This is a genomic window from Thermosynechococcus sp. HY596, assembly GCF_030518715.1.
Classification (GTDB): domain Bacteria; phylum Cyanobacteriota; class Cyanobacteriia; order Thermosynechococcales; family Thermosynechococcaceae; genus Thermosynechococcus.
On record NZ_CP130346.1, the window covers coordinates 2,568,594 to 2,584,650 of the forward strand.

General features: G+C 54.6%; 17 protein-coding genes and 1 tRNA gene. 7 read left to right on the top strand and 11 right to left on the bottom strand.

Going from position 1 to position 16,057, the window contains the following annotated elements; all coding sequences use genetic code 11:
* Positions 1-33: 33 nt before the first annotated feature.
* The gene (locus QYC28_RS12605; RefSeq protein WP_286668772.1) at positions 34-2,079 is read right to left on the bottom strand and encodes an NAD(P)/FAD-dependent oxidoreductase; all 2,046 of its coding nucleotides are present in this window, start codon (positions 2,077-2,079) and stop codon (positions 34-36) included.
* 112 nt (positions 2,080-2,191) lie between these two features.
* Between QYC28_RS12605 and QYC28_RS12610 the strand changes: the two genes are divergently transcribed.
* On the top strand, positions 2,192-2,461 hold the full coding sequence (locus QYC28_RS12610; protein WP_149821364.1) for a hypothetical protein: 270 nt from the start codon (positions 2,192-2,194) through the stop codon (positions 2,459-2,461).
* Here the strand turns inward: QYC28_RS12610 and ruvC are convergent.
* Genes ruvC through psb29 form a run of 4 tightly spaced genes read right to left on the bottom strand, consistent with a single transcriptional unit; the run spans position 2,411 to position 5,496 of the window.
* Positions 2,411-2,890: a crossover junction endodeoxyribonuclease RuvC gene (gene ruvC / locus QYC28_RS12615; protein WP_149821366.1), complete on the bottom strand. Its 480-nt coding sequence runs from the start codon at positions 2,888-2,890 to the stop codon at positions 2,411-2,413. The two genes, QYC28_RS12610 and ruvC, sit on opposite strands and share 51 nt — an antisense overlap.
* A 5-nt stretch (positions 2,891-2,895) precedes the next feature.
* The gene (locus QYC28_RS12620) at positions 2,896-4,098 is read right to left on the bottom strand and encodes an NAD(P)/FAD-dependent oxidoreductase (protein WP_190278109.1); all 1,203 of its coding nucleotides are present in this window, start codon (positions 4,096-4,098) and stop codon (positions 2,896-2,898) included.
* Complete coding sequence (locus QYC28_RS12625; RefSeq protein WP_149821370.1) at positions 4,095-4,841, bottom strand: HAD family hydrolase; 747 nt, start codon at positions 4,839-4,841, stop codon at positions 4,095-4,097. Before QYC28_RS12625 ends, QYC28_RS12620 begins: the two co-directional genes overlap by 4 nt.
* Positions 4,828-5,496, bottom strand: a complete 669-nt coding sequence (gene psb29, locus QYC28_RS12630) for a photosystem II biogenesis protein Psp29 (RefSeq protein WP_149821373.1) — start codon at positions 5,494-5,496, stop codon at positions 4,828-4,830. Before psb29 ends, QYC28_RS12625 begins: the two co-directional genes overlap by 14 nt.
* A 74-nt stretch (positions 5,497-5,570) precedes the next feature.
* On the opposite strand from psb29, the gene QYC28_RS12635 reads away from it, so the two are divergent.
* Positions 5,571-5,933: a DUF309 domain-containing protein gene (locus tag QYC28_RS12635; protein ID WP_149821375.1), complete on the top strand. Its 363-nt coding sequence runs from the start codon at positions 5,571-5,573 to the stop codon at positions 5,931-5,933.
* Positions 5,934-5,946: 13 nt separating this feature from the next.
* Here QYC28_RS12635 and QYC28_RS12640 read toward each other — a convergent pair whose 3' ends face one another.
* The 5 genes from QYC28_RS12640 to QYC28_RS12660 form a co-directional block, all read right to left on the bottom strand.
* Entirely contained in the window at positions 5,947-7,767 is a 1,821-nt protein-coding gene (locus QYC28_RS12640; protein ID WP_149821377.1) for a DNA polymerase III subunit gamma/tau, read from the bottom strand.
* Positions 7,768-7,904: 137 nt separating this feature from the next.
* Positions 7,905-8,192 (bottom strand): TM2 domain-containing protein, encoded by a 288-nt coding sequence (locus QYC28_RS12645; protein ID WP_190278355.1) that lies wholly within the window; start codon positions 8,190-8,192, stop codon positions 7,905-7,907.
* 106 nt (positions 8,193-8,298) lie between these two features.
* A complete protein-coding gene (gene ndhN / locus QYC28_RS12650) occupies positions 8,299-8,751 on the bottom strand; it encodes a photosynthetic/respiratory NAD(P)H-quinone oxidoreductase subunit N (protein WP_149821379.1) in 453 nt (150 codons plus the stop codon).
* 69 nt (positions 8,752-8,820) lie between these two features.
* On the bottom strand, positions 8,821-9,492 hold the full coding sequence (locus QYC28_RS12655) for a DUF1614 domain-containing protein (RefSeq protein ID WP_149821381.1): 672 nt from the start codon (positions 9,490-9,492) through the stop codon (positions 8,821-8,823).
* A 17-nt stretch (positions 9,493-9,509) separates the two neighbouring features.
* A complete protein-coding gene (locus QYC28_RS12660; RefSeq protein WP_286649709.1) occupies positions 9,510-10,754 on the bottom strand; it encodes a protein kinase domain-containing protein in 1,245 nt (414 codons plus the stop codon).
* Positions 10,755-10,995: 241 nt separating this feature from the next.
* Here QYC28_RS12660 and QYC28_RS12665 point away from each other — a divergent pair.
* From QYC28_RS12665 to QYC28_RS12680, 4 genes are all read left to right on the top strand, one after another.
* Positions 10,996-11,068, top strand: a tRNA-Thr gene (locus QYC28_RS12665).
* Positions 11,069-11,177: 109 nt separating this feature from the next.
* The gene (locus tag QYC28_RS12670) at positions 11,178-12,674 is read left to right on the top strand and encodes a serine/threonine-protein kinase (protein ID WP_149821385.1); all 1,497 of its coding nucleotides are present in this window, start codon (positions 11,178-11,180) and stop codon (positions 12,672-12,674) included.
* 10 nt (positions 12,675-12,684) lie between these two features.
* A complete protein-coding gene (locus QYC28_RS12675; RefSeq protein WP_302679588.1) occupies positions 12,685-13,440 on the top strand; it encodes an MBL fold metallo-hydrolase in 756 nt (251 codons plus the stop codon).
* A gap of 2 nt (positions 13,441-13,442) precedes the next feature.
* Positions 13,443-13,934: a phosphate-starvation-inducible PsiE family protein gene (locus QYC28_RS12680; protein WP_286625967.1), complete on the top strand. Its 492-nt coding sequence runs from the start codon at positions 13,443-13,445 to the stop codon at positions 13,932-13,934.
* On the opposite strand, the gene QYC28_RS12685 is transcribed toward QYC28_RS12680, so the two are convergent.
* Positions 13,911-14,771 carry a prephenate/arogenate dehydrogenase gene (locus tag QYC28_RS12685; protein WP_315863230.1) on the bottom strand — a complete coding sequence of 287 codons (861 nt, stop codon included), beginning with the start codon at positions 14,769-14,771 and terminating at the stop codon, positions 13,911-13,913. The two genes, QYC28_RS12680 and QYC28_RS12685, sit on opposite strands and share 24 nt — an antisense overlap.
* A 130-nt stretch (positions 14,772-14,901) precedes the next feature.
* Here QYC28_RS12685 and QYC28_RS12690 point away from each other — a divergent pair, with 130 nt between their 5' ends.
* Positions 14,902-16,056 carry an HhoA/HhoB/HtrA family serine endopeptidase gene (locus QYC28_RS12690; RefSeq protein ID WP_286668778.1) on the top strand — a complete coding sequence of 385 codons (1,155 nt, stop codon included), beginning with the start codon at positions 14,902-14,904 and terminating at the stop codon, positions 16,054-16,056.
* The last annotated feature ends 1 nt before the right edge of the window (position 16,057 follow it).

Here is a 16,057-nt window from a genome sequence, read left to right on the forward strand (position 1 = left end):
GTCATTCTCTCCGCAACACCTTTGTTCCCAAGGTTAGCGAGGGGAAACCGCTTGATCAACTCTGGCAGTGGGGAGGGAGGTTAAGGGTCGTTCCAAACGGGGTTGTCCCACAGAGTAACTCAGGGCATAGCTTTGCACCAAGAGCCAAAACCAAAGTTGCGGTGCCATGGGTTCTAGCCACGGTTGACAACGGCGCACCAAGGGGGGCAGCCAAAAGCCAAAGAGGGCATGGTACAGGGCATCCAAGCTAAAACTGAGGTAGCTTTGCAGCCAACGCAGCAGATCCCCAACCCCCACCATTTCGTAGATCCACCAAAGGAGGCCGGGGTTTTGCCAAGCAGCTCGCAGTGCCATACGGTTAAAGGGCAGCCAACCCGCACGGTCTTTGATAAAGCGATCGGCCAATTCGGGGGATTCTTGTCCGAGGATGCCAAAAAAGGTGTTCAACGTGGCATTGACGCGCTCTGGGGGCAGGGGGCGATCGCTGGGCACCATCATTCCCCGCGAAAAGAGCCATGTCACCGCTGTATTGCTCTGATAAGCGCGAATTTGGTTGAGAAATTGCTTTTGCACAAGGTCATGACGCAGGGCGGTGTCCAGTAGATCCGTCAAGCGGGGCAGGTTGCGCACCAGCGAGCCAAAGCCAGTAAATACTAAGGGGGATTGCAGTGAGGCGGCATCACCAATGGCCAAGACGCGATCAAAGGCCACGGCGCGATCGCTTCGGTGGTGGCTAAAGTAGCCGGGGATGTAACCAAACGTCGGCTTCACCCAAGTCAGTTGATCTAAATCGCAGCGGCGGTACTCCGGCAAGATCGTAAAGAAGTCTTCGTAGAGTTCCAGCAAAGAGCCGGGAAACTCTGGCTGAATGTGGTGATAGTGAAAAAGATAAATCGTGCGCTCTTCCCCTGCCCCCGGAAACAGTTCCCAAATGAGTTGCCGTCCCCGCGAAATATCACCGTGGCTAAAGAGCACATCGCCATAATCGCCATCCCAAACTTGCGGGGCAATGCCCTTGACGATCGCCCCCACCGTCGGACACACACTATCGTAGGCACGACCACCGTTCAGTTGACGAGCAATAGGGGAGGCAGTCCCCATCGCATCCACGAGGACACGGGCGATCGCCTGTCGCTGTTCTTGGGTCTGGCGGTGCTGAGTTTGCAGAACCACACCATTGGAATGAATCGTGGCCGTCTCAAATTCTGTCCAATCCCAAATCTCACCCCCCGCTTGGCGCAGTTTCTCACCGCACAGATGCAGGAATTTGGCCGAGTCAAGGGCAATATTCAGAACCGTCGGGGTGTGCAGTACGGGTGCCCGACAATGGGGAGGACTAGTGGCATCAAAGAACTTGTTAAAGCCATCGCGGTACTCGCGGGCAATCAGGCTCTCAAACTCCGCAGTCGTAAACAAGCCCAGATCAATCAGACTCTGAAATTCCATGCGGGAGATATTCCACTCCCGATTCATGCGGCCAAAGGGCAACCGCTCGATCACCAGCACCCGATAGCCCAACCGCGCCATCACCGCTGCGTGGATCACCCCCAAGGCACCCCCCACATAAACTAGGTCATAGCGAGGGGGATCACAGGGTGTCGTTGCAGTGTGCAAAACTGGAAGCGGGGGCGTGGGCTGTTGTACCCCTTGGCGCCAGCGTTGCTCCCACCAATAAACCCGCTCTAAATCCGCCTCACCTTGGGGCATGCGTTGGAAGTATTTCACGGTCAGCGGATAGCGATCGACCAAGGCTTCAAAAATTGTCTTGCCAGCCGGCCAAGGGGGAAGCGCCTCAGGTTGCAGTGGAAAGGCCAAACGCAAATGCTGTTGAAGGTGTTGGAGACAGGCCCGCTCCTGGGGGAAAGGCCGCTCTCCCCAGCGCATCACCTTGAGGTATGTGGTTCGCTGCAAGCTCCACAGGAAAATAGCCAGTTCCGTGGGGGCCTCAGGAACCTGCCAGCAACCCCCGCTTGGTTTTGGCGCAATGGTGCCAATGTGCGGCTCAAAGGTGTGGTGCAGCCAGTGAATCACCGCTGCGGTATCGGGAGTGGGCACCTCAAGGTATAACAGTTCTTGCATTTTGTTTCAAAAGTCCGCTAAGGAGCTTGACAAGGGCGCAATTTGGCGTAAACTGCACTGTACTAAACAGTTTAAGAGAGTTTACGGTTTCTCAGAATTACCCTGTTGCCCTATGCATTATCCCATTCCAAGGAGTCTCGAAGAAATAGCAGCCCTCAGCCAGCAGCCTGTCAGTGAAGAGGTGGTGGCGGCAGCGATCGCCGGCGTGATTACGATTTGCCGTGCGGAAGGTCACAGTCTAGCGCAGGTTCAGGAATGGGTGCTTGCGGAGGACGATCTGCTAGATCGCAAAACCCGCCAATGGCTGAGTGAAGCGGTGGCAATGGCTTGGTCAAGCGTTGAAACCTTGGCAGTGACGACTGGCCGTGAGGGCGATCGCTAGGGCATCGGCAGCGTCATCGGGCTTGGGCAGCGTGCTGAGATTGAGTTCCCGTTGCACCGCCTGTTGAACGTCTATTTTCGCGGCATTGCCATAGCCGGTGAGGGCTTGCTTCACTTGGGGAGGGGTGAATTCCATGAGGGGACAGTGCAGTTGACTCAGGACTAAAAGAATCACGCCCCGCGCTTGAGCAACCACAATCGTATGGCTCATTTTGTAGAAAAAGAGGCGCTCCAAAGCCACTAAATCTGGTTGGAGGGCAAGAATTAACGTGTGCAGATCGCTGTAGAGACTCTGGAGGCGATCGCCCACGGGCATATCCGCAGGAGTGGTAATCACACCAAAATCGCACACTTGGCAGGTGTTGCGCTGCACCTCAATACAGCCATAGCCAAGGGTAGCAAGGCCGGGGTCTAGGCCAAGGATGCGCACACGTTCTAGTTCACGGTGCCGGTCAACAGATCCAAAATTGGTTTCGCCATCCAGTTCAACCCCACCTTCAGTTGATGTTCGAGGGTGGGCATGCGGTAGAGGTAGGCCAGTCGCCGTGCCAAGTAGGCCAGAGGGCCATCGAGGGTCAGTCCTAGCCCTGCCAAGGCGGCGCGATCAGTTCCGAGGGTGAGCATTTCACCGAGATGGGAATAACGACAGGGCAGTAGCGGGCGATCGCTCAGACTGGCCCAGAGATTCCAAGCCGCATAATCCGCCTGTTGAAAAGCTGCCTGTGCCGTATGGGGAATGGCTTGGCCTTGCTCATCCACGGCATCCGCAGCATCCCCAAGGGCAAAAATCTCTGGATGATCAACGACTTGCAATGTGGGCATCACCTGCAGGCGCCCCGTGGAGGTTTTGGGCAAATCAAGGGCAGCAATCACGGGTGAAACGGCTGTACCGACCGTCCATAGGACAATATCAACGGGCAGATCATCAACGCGGTCTTTGTATTGCAGGGAAATCTGATCCGCAGTGACAGCAACCGGGGTTGTTTCCAAATCAATCCAAACGCCCCGCTCTTCAAGGGCACGCAGAGCTGCCTTGCGATTAAATTCTGGAGAAGACTTGAGAATCTCGGTGTTGCGATCCACCAAACGAATGCGCCCGCGGCTACCTAAGCGCTCCGCTAGTTTACAGGCCAATTCCACGCCACTGGGACCGGCACCGACCACCACCACGCGGATGCGATCGCGATCAGAGCGCTCCCGCCGTTGCAACGCTTCTTCGAGACGGTAGGCATCACTGAGGGTTCGGAAGGTCAAGGCATACTCTGCAACACCGGGAATGCTGTTTTTAGGGGTTTCCCCCCCCAAGGCAAGGACAAGCTTGTCGTAGATGAGCGGGGTGCCCTCGGTCAAGTGTACCGTTTTTTCCTTGAGAGCCACAGCGCTCACGGTTCCCTGATGAAAGACGACCGGGGTCTCCTTGAGCAACTCAACAAAGGGCGGGGCAATTTCCCACGCCTGTAGCTCCCCTGTAATTAATTCGTAAAGGAGGGGAGTAAAGACAAAGCGATCGCTCTGATCAACAAGGGTAATCTCTGGAGGCGCAGACCAAGGAAATTGGCCAAGGCGGAGGGCGGTATAAAGCCCGCCAAACCCCCCACCTAGAATACAAATTTGGCTTTTCACCGCTGATTCCGTCATGATGCTATCCCCCTCAGTATAACTTGCGCCTTTGAGAGGTCAGCAATTTGGGGCACGGCTCGGGTCTCGTGGATAGCTGGTTCTGGCAGTAAGGGGCGATCGCGCCGCAGCCAAATCGCTTGCAGACCAGCACCTTGGGCACCGAGGACATCATCCTCCCAACTGTCACCAATGTGCCAAACCTGAGAGGTCGCATAGGGGGTCACCGCCCGCTCAAAGATCAGCCGATTCGGTTTCGCCGCCCCCACCTCACTGGAAATCCACACCTCCTTGAAAAACGGCGCTAACCCCAAGGCCTCTAGCACCCCATAGAGACGGCTATCAAAATTCGACACCACCATCAGAGGAATGCCCTGAGCTTGCCACTCCTTCAACGCAGGCAGGACATCGCTATAAAGCAACCAAGGCTCAGCCGTGGCATAGTAGGCAAAGACAGGGGCAAAAAAACGATCAAAATCCGCAAACTGATCCAAGACGCCCGCGCGGCGAAATGTCTCTGCCGCAACCCCTTGCCACCACCGCAATTCTGCCTCTGCCCGTTGTGCAGCCTCAAGATCAGGGAAAGCGCAGGGCGGGGCAGCCCTAAAGGCCTTAAAGAAGGCCACATCTAATGCGGCTGAATCAACCTGAACCCCGACTTCAGCAGCAAAGCGACCATAAACGGTACCCACGGATTCCCGTAGGCCAAAGAGGGTGCCGACCGCATCGAGGGTAATGAGTTGGGGCGGATCAAGCGGGGGCATCGGAACTGGCATCTACAGCGGGTGGGGGAGAGGCCTGCTGGGCACGGCGCTTGCGTTCTTGCTCCACCAGTTCTTTCATTAGACTACGAGCCTGATTGATTTTATCGAGGTTGCTGCGGTAGAGTTCGAGATCCCGCTTGACTTTCTCGATGGGCAGCTTAATGACGGGAGCCAGTTGATCCAGTGTCTCGTTGAGATTCGTTGTCAGATCCCCCGCCAGCTCCTCAAGGAAGGCATACAGTCCCACCGCATGGAGGCGGCTATATTTGCCCTCGTGGTTGAGGCTGCTGAGGGGGGCACTGGGTTGACCACTGTTGAGTTCATCGAGGATTTGACTCAAGGGGCGGCCTTGGTACTGTTGCCAACTGGCGGCATCCTCCTTAAGCTGTTGCGGGTTCATTTCCTCAGCCCCGCAGAGGGCATGGAAAATACTGGCGCGATCGCCCTCAGGCTGATACCCCTCCATAAACTGGTCAAAGGCGGTCACGACCCCAAGGGCAAATAGGGGAGAGTAGCGAAAATCTACATTGACGCGCAGCAGGTGAACTTCAACAAGTAGTTCCTCAATAAAGCGGCGGTAGATCGAGTGAATCGGTCGCCTGTGAGCCGCATAAAAAGCGCGTTTGGTATCAGAGACAGTTCGAGGATTTTGCACAAGCTCTGCCGATATTCGTTAAAAAATGTCATGATTCTTTACTATTATCCCCCATTGTGCTCCCCCAATCAAATATGCCGCCTGAGCTTGCCTTAGCCATTGGCCAATTCAACAGAGGTGAATTCTATGCCTGCCATGACACCCTCGAAGCCCTCTGGTTAGAGGCCAGTGAACCTGAGCGCACGTTTTACCAAGGTCTGCTACAAATTGCCGTGGCCTGCTATCACCTGAGTCGGGGCAACCAGCGGGGAGCGATTTTGCTGTTGGGGGAAGGGCGGCGTCGCCTTGAACAGTGTGATCCAGACTTTTGCGGCCTAGATTTGACAGCCTTTTTGACGGCAGTGGCGGCGTTACAGGCGCAGCTTCAGACCCCCCTTGACTCAGAGCCAAAAATTCAGTTGCATCTTGCCGTTGCTCAATCCCTCGATCAAGCCTAGACCCCGACAGCCCTTAAAACTCAAGCTCATCCTCTTCAGACGCTTCAGCAATTGGGGTGTCTGGACTTTCTCCCTCATCGGGTAAGCGAATAACCACCCCGTTAAAGAATCGTGCCAGTTTTTCGGCAGATTCACGCACAGGATCCGGGTCAGTGGTGAGAGGGGGCGGGGGTGGAGTAGGGGTTGGTTCTATGGGGGGTGGCGGTAGTTCTTCCCGTGGTTGAGAGGGAATGACGACAGCGGAGTGCGGCGGCTCCTTAGCTTTTGGCGCAGGCGTGGTTTTGTGGGGTAGGGGGGCAATCTCAAAGGCAACTTTGATGCGGCGGCCTAGAACTTGGGAAAAGGCGGCTTCAATTTTGGCTTGGTTATTCTTCGTCAGATTTAACAGTGTTTGATTAACAATGCCGATGTGCACCTCGCGATCGCTCATTTGTCGCAGGTGACCATGTTGCGAGAGCAGAGCATAGGTACTCATTTGCATCTGTTGTAAGAGCTGTAATGCTTGGTGCCACACCTCTTCAGGATTCTCGGCTGGTGCTTCAGTGGCTGGCTCTGGTGGAAGCGTTGGTGCAACAGGGTCTTTAATTTTTTGAACCGGTTTGGCCTGTGACTCAGATTCCTTGGGAGGCGGTTCTGGGGTCTTAGCAGGCGCAGCCAGGGCTTGGGGTTCGGCCTTAGGCGTTGGGACGCTCCTGAGTTTTGGATCAGCGGTAGGCGTTACTGGCGTTGCAGCAGGCGGTGGAACCGTCTCTGTGATCAGCCCCAGAATACTAATTTCCAGCCAGAGACGGGGTTGATTGCTCTGTTTGACTTGACTTTCACAGGTGCGCAGATGTTGTTGGGCGTGCAGAATTTCCTCAACTGACCAGGCCTCAGCAAGGGTAATCAGTGCTTGCCATGTTTCCGCTGTCAGGGCTACCAAGTCCTGCCGTTCAGGAGCTGTCTTGGCCAAGAGCAGATCGCGATAGAGGCTGGCCAGATTTTGCAAAATCGTCAGCGGATCGCGACCCCGTTCCAGTAATTGGCGGGTGTGCTCAAGAACCGCCACCGCATCCCGACGGGCGATCGCCCCCAGCAATTGCCGCAGATCCTGTTCTGGTACTGCCCCAGCCAGTTGCCATACATGTTCTACCGTGATCCGTTCAGGATATAAGCTCAACTGATCCAGCAAGCTTTCAGCATCCCGCAGTCCCCCTTGGGACAATTGTGCCACCAGGGTCAAGGCCTGCGGCTCAATGTCAATTTGCTCCTTATCGGCAATGTGCTGAAGGTGGGCAACCATCTCCCCTAGGGGAATCCGCCGAAAATCAAAGCGCTGACAGCGGGAAATAATTGTTGGCAAAACTCGCTGCGGATCTGTGGTGGCAAGGACAAAGACCACATGGGGCGGCGGCTCCTCTAGGGTTTTGAGGAGGGCATTGAAGGCCGACACACTGAGCATGTGGCATTCGTCAATCACATAAACTTTGTAGCGACACTGTACTGGGGCAAATTGTGCCTTCTCAATCAGTTCGCGAATGTTGTCCACCCCGGTGTGGCTGGCAGCATCAATTTCAATCACATCTAAGCTAGTGCCATTGGCCACCTGACGGCAGACCTCACACTGGCCACAGGGATCGGGGGTAGGCTTGGGAGTCCTCAGGCAGTTGAGGGACTTGGCTAAAATACGGGCACTAGAGGTTTTACCCGTGCCGCGAGGACCACAAAAAAGATAGGCAGGGGCAATGCGCTCCTTGAGTAGGGCTTGGGTCAGCGTGGTGGCGATCGCCCCTTGACCCACTAGATCTGCAAAGCGTTGGGGACGATATTTGTGATGCAGGGGTTCGTAGGTCACTGCTGGGCTGCAATGGATATGCCAGAAGACGCTGGTGGGTAAATGCCGCGCATGTTATTCTAACAGGCCAACGATGGCCATAGGCTCGCTGTCGGCGATCGCCCCTCAGTCTCCCCCAATGGAACCAGCCCTAGCCCCTAGAACCAGCCTTTTTTACCCGCAATGTACGTTCTATAAAACTCTTCATCACTCTTGGTCAGGTAAATAATGCCCTCAATCAGGCCAATGATGCTCATGACAGGGGCAACCAAACCGCAGGTTAAAAGGCTCACCAACAGCATGATCAAGCCCTCGGTGTTGTAGCCCAGCACAAATTTGTGAATGCCCAAGGCACCCAAGAGAATACCGCAAATGGCGGCTGCAATTTTTTCCCTGAAATATCGGAATTCGAGGTCATGGTTTCTTCCCCAATGGTTATTTTTGATACAGCGCGATCGCGCCCTCTTGGCCTACATCCTTCAGGGTTTCAGGGGGACTGTCAAGGGGCAAGTAGGCAGTTTGTTGATTGACGTTGAAGGTCAGGGTTAGGTTTTAAGCAGCAGCGACCCAATCAGCAAGGGGTTCCCAGCGCACAGTGCGATCGCCCCCCACTTCCACCACCACTTTGAACTTCGGTAGGGTTTGGGTTAACTGTGCCAAGTAGGCAAATTCCTGCCTTGAGAGGCGCTTGCCATCAATCAGCCAAAGCACCAGTCCCTTGGCATTGGGGGGCAGGTTTTCCAAGTGGTAGGTCACTAGGGGGGGCTGAAAATAAACGCGAATGTCTTCCTTGCCCGTGTGAGCCGGACGAATCCCGTGCGCTTGGGTCAGGTAGGCTGCTAAATCCCCCAAACCCGGTGCGCTCATGTGCAGGGTGGTATAGCCCTTGGAACGCAGTCGCCGTTGATAGCGACCCTCAAAGCCCCCCTCCGGCGGAACAAAGAGTGCCAGTGCCCCCGCCGATTCTAAATCTTTGACAAATTGATAGCCAGCCAGCAGACCCATAGATCTTTTCTCACAGGTTTTAGCATTCCATCCAGCACTTTATCATGGTCATTCCTACAGCGGGTATGCCTAAGTTAATAGCAGTGCAAATAGCCCACATAAGGCAATACCATCAAAGACACCCGCGCCACCAATACTCAGCACTCCCGCCGACATCCGCTCAATTTCCCGTAGGTGGAGTAAATCTGCACCAATCAGGGTTCCCAGCACACCTCCAGCAAAGGCAATGGGTGCGGCCGCTACGCCTCCAGAAATCAAAATGGCTGTCATTGCTGCTGTCAGGGGCGCGACCAAGGCATTCATTTGAATACCAATCCCCGGTACCACCTGAGCAGAGTAGTAACTGACAGCGGCCACAATTGCCGTCACCAAGAGAATCGCCAAGGGACTGACGCGGGTAAATTGATAGAGGGCTAGCACCGTCGGGATCAAGCCGCCCCCCACATTCAGTGCCACAATCGTCTTTTGCTCAATTTTGCGCAGGGGAATGCCCCAAAACCGACTTAACCAGAGTGCCTCAAAGTCGGGAACAATGGCCACCGTGGAGACCCGCTCATAGAGGGGGATATTAATCGTGCTGCCGAGAATCACAAGCAGCAGTAGCACTGAGGCAGCAGTGGGTGAAAAGCCCAACTTGGCAACGGCCACTTGTACAGCATCAAGAGCGATCGCTAGCCAAAGGAAAGGCAGCGACAGTAACAGTAGCACAAAAAGTAGAGCAGTAACAGGCAGATAAATCATAGGAATTGGCAATCACGTTAAACTTGCGAGGATTCTTGGGGCAGTGCCGCAAGGGCTTCCTTGAGGGCTTTAGCCAAGGCGATCGCGGAAGGATAGCGATCGGGCAACAGAGGAGCCGTAGCACGGTGCAACACCTGTTTCAAAGGGAAAGGAATCTCTGGGCGATCCGAAACATCAAGGCGATGAAAGCCATCACGGTGGTGATAGAAACGCATCGGACTATCCCCCAACAGCAGAAAGGCTAGGGTTGCGCCCACTGCAAACAGATCCGACTGAATGGTGGGTTTGCCCATCATCTGTTCCGGAGCACTGTAGCCCTCCACGGCAATGCGGGTGCCACCGGGGGAATGCCCCAGTTCTTTAACCGCCCCAAAGTCAATCAAAACAATTTGATTATCCCGCGATCGCACCAGTAGGTTACTGGGTTTGAGATCCCGGTGAATCACGGGTGGATCCTGATTGTGCAGATAGTCCAAGACACCGCAGGTTTGAATCATCCACTGCACCGCCTGAGGAATTGGCACCGTGCCATTGCGCAGTACCCAGCGCTCTAGGTCAATGCCATGAATGAGTTCCATGACCAAATAGCTTTTGCCATCTTCCACGAAAAAGTCATAAAAGCGGGGAATCCCTGCATGGTCAAGGAGCTGTAAGATGCGAGCTTCCCGTTCAAAGAGTTCCTGTGCCTTTTCATTGTCCTCCATATCAGACCGCAGTTCTTTGAGAACCCGCACCTCTGGAACCTTGCCAGTCCATCCCCCGGGGGGTTGCGCTTCACAGGCCAAGTAGGTTGTGCCAATGCCACCATGCCCTAAAAGGCGCAGGATGTGATAGTTGCGTACGGTGCGCTGCACATTGAGGGGTTGACCACAGTGAATGCAAAACAGATTCCCTGGCATATTACCGGCATGGGTACACTCACTGAGGGTGGGCGCACTGCGGCGAAAGGTTTGCTCATGGAATTCAAGAATTGGGCCTGTGGGTCCTAGCTGAATGAGACTGCCACTGGCAAGTTTGCTCTCGTCAACAAGGCGACCATCAACAAACGTCCCGATCGCCCCCAAACTTTTGAGATACCAACGCCCGATATTTTCTGGATCCCGATAGCAAGACAGTTCAGCGTGATAGCGACTAATGAGAATATCATTGAGAATCACATCATTGTCTGCGGCACGACCAATACGAATAGTCGTTTTAATCGGGAAACGCCATGTTTTGACCGGAGTGCGTTTCCAAGGATCTAACAGGTGCAGAATAATCACGGGTGTGGAACTGCCACAGCAAACTCATCGAGATTTAGCCTATTTTCCTACACTTTGCCGATGTCTGCAGTGTTTTGCAATAAATCATAAACAGCTCAAGATGCCAAGGCTAACTGTTCTAACTGAGCATGCAGCCTTATTTTAGACTGTCTATCTGGCTTGGCAGTGCGCAATTGTTTATGAAAGAGACTATAGTCTTGGATTTCTCACTACTGCCAAAGCGTAGTACACTAGGGGTAGTGCTGGTGTAGCTCAGTTGGTAGAGCAACTGACTTGTAATCAGTAGGTCGTCGGTTCGAGTCCGACCATCAGCTTTGATCCACTTTCACTCATTTCAGCACAATAGGGCTTGTCCCTTAGGCCAAGCGTTGCTGCCGACAACAGGTCTATCATGATCAAGGAAACGATCGCGCCACCTCTGCCATGCTTGTCTATTGCACCCGTCCCTACTGTCGTTGTCCCCAAAACGATGTTCCAGACTTAGACAACCCCAACAAACGGTACAGTCGTGTGGCTGAACGCTTTTGTACGGCCTGTGGGATGCCCTTGATTCTACGGGGACGATACGTTGCAGAGCGGGTTCTGGGTCAGGGGGGGTTTGGGGCGGCCTATCTAGCGCGGGATTTGGATACCCCCGGTCGGCGCGAATGCGTGATCAAGCAATTTCGCCCCAACGTCTCCGATCCCCAGAGTCGGCAAAAAGCTCAGGAACTCTTTGAGCGGGAAGGGCAAGTCCTTGAGGAACTGGGACAGCATGCCCAAATTCCCGACTTGCTGGCATTTTTTGCTGAAGAGGTTCCCAGTGCCAATGGCCAAGGAACAGAGCAGTATTTCTACTTGGTGCAGGAATATATTGACGGCGAAACCCTCGAAGATGAACTGGCTCAAAAGGGATGCTTTAGTGAGGAAGAGGTGCGGCAGGTGCTGCGGGAACTCCTACCCGTGTTGCAGTACGTCCATGACCACGGCTCGATCCACCGTGACATTAAGCTCTCAAATATTATGCGCCAGCACCCCAGCAAGACAAAGTTTCCCGGCCAAGGGCGGCTCTATCTGCTGGATTTTGGTGCGGTGAAGCAGATTTCCCAAGCGGGGGGACAGCAAGGACACTTTACGGGTATTTATACCCAGTACTATGCGCCACCGGAACAAGCACGGGGGGAACGGGTCTATCCCAGTTCAGATCTCTATGCCTTAGCAGTGACTTGTATCATATTGCTGACCGGCAAAGATCCCAGTGAGCTATTCGACGCCTATAACAACCGCTGGCATTGGCATTCCTATGCCCAAGTCAGTCCACAACTGCAAGCCATTCTAGATCGCATGCTACAACCTGCTCCTAGCGATCGCTACCAATCAGCGGCAGAGGTCTTAGCGGACTTAAATGCTTACTCTACCCCCGCCCCACCACCGCCCCCACCGCCACAACCAGTAACAGTAGCACCCCCTTCCCCGCCACCCGTAGTGTCACAACCGGCACCCCCTCCTTCACCTGGACCGGTGACGCCACCGACCAGCACACCACGTCCGAAAGCAAAACCGCCCCGCCAGCCTGCGCCTCCCTTACCGGCATTGAAAATTCTCATTGGTGCTGGCTTTACGGGCTTTGAAATGACGGCCTTGGGGTTGATGATTTTTAGTTTGATGACCGCTTGGCAGTTGCCTGTTGGTGTGAGTGCGGGGTTGATTGGTGCTCTATTTGCCTTTTTGGTGTTTTTGCAGTACAAACGCTGGATTGAACACTGGGAGCAGTTGATCATTGCGGTCATTTCAGGGGCAGTTCTTTTTTTTGTCCCCCTCTTGCAAGCAGGCCTAGGGGGTGTGACAGCGCTGCTCATTTGTGGTTTAGTGGGGTTGGGTTGCATGGTTATGGGCAACATTTTTTTGCTGATTTACAATATCTTGGCGCGGTTGCTGTAGGAGCGGGGCAATGCAGTTAACGTGGTTGGAGAGCAATACTTGGTTGTGGGAGTTAGGTTATACGCGGATTTTGGTTGATCCGTGGTTTGTCGGGGCACTGACTTTTGGCAACACGCCTTGGCTGTTTCAGGCGGAGCGATCGCGCCCCTGTGCCATGCCGACTGATGTGGATGTCATTTTGCTTTCCCAAGGGCTACCGGATCACTGCCATGAACCTACCCTCCGCACCTGCGATCGCGCCCTACCGGTCATTGCCTCCCCCAGTGCCGCCAAAGTTGCCCAAGGCCTTGGCTTTGAAACAGTGATTGCCCTTAGCCCCCACCAAACCTACACGTACCGCGATCTCACAATTCAAGCCACGAAGGGCGCTAGTATCGGCCCTCGTCAACAGGAAAATGGTTACGTTCTGCGCTGGGGCACTCAAAGTCTCTACTATGAACCCCACGGCTGTCATGATTCGTGGCTGCGCACCTACGGCAAGGTGGATGTGGTGCTTACGCCGCTGTTGGATGTCTGTTTACCCGTGGTGGGGGCGATTCTCAAGGGGGGCAAAACGGCATTGGAATTGGGGCAATGGCTTCAGCCCAAGGTGATGATCACCACCGCTGGCAATGGTACCCTCCGTCTTCAGGGATGGCTACCGCGACTGCTCTCGGTCAAAGGCACCCTTGAGGAACTGCAAGTGTCGTTTCAGCGGCTAGGCCTCAACACTCGTTTGGTGGAACCAGTAGCCTACACTCCCCTTGTTCTTCTGGCTGAGCTCTAGGGATGCGACGCTGGCTACGGCCTTTGATTCTCTTTTGGCAAGAGGTAATTCTTCTACTTCAGGACAATCAGCGGTTTTTGCAGTTGCTCAGTCAGATTGAGGGGATCGCGACTCGGGTGCTGGCGATCGGGATGCTGCTGGTGGTCATCGTCGCCATTATTGATTTGGGGCGGATTCTGACCGTGGAGCTATTCTCACCCCCCTTGGGACAGTTTAGCCTTGAACTGGTGAAAATCTTTGGCCTCTTTCTCAATGTGCTTGTGGCTCTGGAGATTCTTGAAAATATCACCGCCTACCTGAAAACCCACGTCTCGTCGCAAATCGTTGAGCTAGTAATTGTCACGTCTCTAATTGCCATTGCCCGTAAAATTATCATTCTGGATATTGGCCAACCGGAAACGGTGGCAAAGCTCTTGGGGCTGGCGATCGCCATCTTGGCCTTGTCTGCCAGTTACTGGATTGTGCGTCGCCTAAACTACCGGCGGCGTCCCTGAGGGATAGACCTGCTCGCGGTAGGCTTGTGCCTGTTCTAGGGTTGTTTGCAGCCGCTCCCAGTCCTCCTGCTCCACTTGGCGAATCAGATCATCAAGGGTGGCACGGTAGTGAATCAGGCAGTGGCGCAACGCCGCGCGGTTATATTCCGCCATCATCCGTCCCAACTCTGGATTGCCGCCGCCAACACGACTGGTATCGCGAAAGCCGGAGCTGGCCAACTGCTGGGCAAGCTTCCGAATCGGCTCATTGCCTTCTTGGGCATTCGCAAGAATCAGTGCTGCACTCACGAGGACAGGAAGGTGGGAAATCCAAGCAACAGCGCGATCGTGATCCGAGGGGGTGGCATAGAGTAGCTTGGCACCGAGATCATTGACCACACCAGCCACACAGTCAATGGCCGCACTGTCAGTGTAGAGGGTTGGGGTGAGAACATAGGGGGCATTCTCAAAGAGATGGGCTTGCGCCGCTTCAATGCCGGATTCTGCGGTACCGGCCATCGGGTGCCCACCGACATAGCGAGGCCAGAGTTTTTCGAGGGCGGGGACAATTTCTCCTTTGACGGATCCCACGTCTGTCACCACTGTTTCTGGACTGAGGTAGGGGGTAATGTCCAAGGCGACACTGAGAATGCTGCCAATGGGGGGACAGAGAAACACCAGATCAAGGGCACGCAAAATTTCTGGCTCCGTACTGCCCCAGTCAATGGCACCCTTGGCGATCGCCCGCTCACAGGTTTCAGGACGCCGACTCAGCCCAACCACATAGTGCCCCTTTGCCCGCAGATCAATGCCCAGTGAACCACCAATGAGTCCCAGCCCGACGATGCCAATCCGCAGCATAGTGCCCCTAAACTTGAATACTTTTACGATTGTGACATTGATTCTTGTTCTGAGGGACATTCCCCTCCTATGCAGATTTGTGCTTTGGATTCACAGCCAGAGGGGGGGGGCTTCGATACAATCAGAAATGAATCTGTTGCGCTTTAGGCCACCAATGATGAAACGCCTTGCCCATTTGCTTCAGCAGACCCTCAAATGCTGCCTTGGCCTTGCCCTTGTTTGGTGCCTCAGTAGCGGTACACCGGTGTGGGCAGCAGCAGCTCACCATAGTTTTGTGGCAGCCGCAGTGGAGCGGGTTGGCGATGCGGTTGTTCGCATTGATACCGAACGCACGATTGTGCGCCCAGCGGATCCCCTCTTGAGTGATCCCTTCTTTCGCCAATTTTTCCCCGGTTTAGCCTTGCCCCCTCAAGAGGATCGGCTGCGGGGTCAGGGGTCGGGGTTCATCATTGATCCCAGTGGCATTGTTATGACCAACGCCCATGTGGTGAGTCAAGCAGATACGGTAACAGTGCGCCTCAAGGATGGCCGCGTCTTTGAGGGCGAGGTGCGCGGCGTGGATGAGGTATCTGATCTAGCGATTGTCAAACTCAAAGGGGTCACCGAACCACTACCCACTGCGCCCCTTGGCGATTCCAGTGACGTGAAAGTGGGGGATTGGGCGATCGCCGTCGGGAATCCCCTTGGCCTTGATAACACCGTCACATTGGGCATTGTCAGTACACTCCACCGTTCCAGCGCCCAAGTGGGTATCCCCGATAAGCGCCTTGATTTTATTCAAACGGACGCGGCCATCAACCCCGGCAACTCTGGGGGGCCGTTGCTCAACGAAGAGGGAGAAGTGATTGGCATTAACACTGCCATTCGTGCCGATGCCATGGGGATTGGCTTTGCGATTCCAATTAATAAGGCCAAAGCGCTGCAAGAACGCCTGATTCGCGGTGAAAAAATTCAACACGCCTACATTGGCATTCAAATGACCACCTTCACGCCAGCAATGGCCAAGGAAAACAATGCTAACCCCAACTCACCAGTGATTCTGCCAGAGGTCAATGGCGTTCTTGTCCTGCAAGTGTTGCCCAATACACCGGCAGCAAAAGCCGGTCTGCGCTGGGGGGATGTGATTACAGCCGTGGATGGGGAACCGATTACCAGTGCCGATCAGTTGCAGGGGATTGTTGATAGTGCTGCTGTGGGGCAAGTTCTCAACCTGACCGTTCAACGGGGCGATCGCAGCCAACGGATTGCGGTGCGGACAGCGGAGTTGCAGGGAGCGGCTTAGG

Excerpts from the sequence above, each read along its gene's own strand:
- QYC28_RS12635 (WP_149821375.1), top strand. The coding sequence starts at position 5,571 with ATGCCGCCTGAGCTTGCCTTAGCCATTGGCCAATTCAACAGAGGTGAA.
- QYC28_RS12680 (WP_286625967.1), top strand. The coding sequence starts at position 13,443 with ATGCGACGCTGGCTACGGCCTTTGATTCTCTTTTGGCAAGAGGTAATT.
- QYC28_RS12690 (WP_286668778.1), top strand. The coding sequence starts at position 14,902 with ATGAATCTGTTGCGCTTTAGGCCACCAATGATGAAACGCCTTGCCCAT.
- QYC28_RS12670 (WP_149821385.1), top strand. The coding sequence starts at position 11,178 with ATGCTTGTCTATTGCACCCGTCCCTACTGTCGTTGTCCCCAAAACGAT.
- QYC28_RS12610 (WP_149821364.1), top strand. The coding sequence starts at position 2,192 with ATGCATTATCCCATTCCAAGGAGTCTCGAAGAAATAGCAGCCCTCAGC.
- QYC28_RS12625 (WP_149821370.1), bottom strand. The coding sequence starts at position 4,841 with ATGCCCCCGCTTGATCCGCCCCAACTCATTACCCTCGATGCGGTCGGC.
- QYC28_RS12675 (WP_302679588.1), top strand. The coding sequence starts at position 12,685 with ATGCAGTTAACGTGGTTGGAGAGCAATACTTGGTTGTGGGAGTTAGGT.
- QYC28_RS12655 (WP_149821381.1), bottom strand. The coding sequence starts at position 9,492 with ATGATTTATCTGCCTGTTACTGCTCTACTTTTTGTGCTACTGTTACTG.
- ndhN (WP_149821379.1), bottom strand. The coding sequence starts at position 8,751 with ATGGGTCTGCTGGCTGGCTATCAATTTGTCAAAGATTTAGAATCGGCG.
- QYC28_RS12620 (WP_190278109.1), bottom strand. The coding sequence starts at position 4,098 with ATGACGGAATCAGCGGTGAAAAGCCAAATTTGTATTCTAGGTGGGGGG.
- QYC28_RS12605 (WP_286668772.1), bottom strand. The coding sequence starts at position 2,079 with ATGCAAGAACTGTTATACCTTGAGGTGCCCACTCCCGATACCGCAGCG.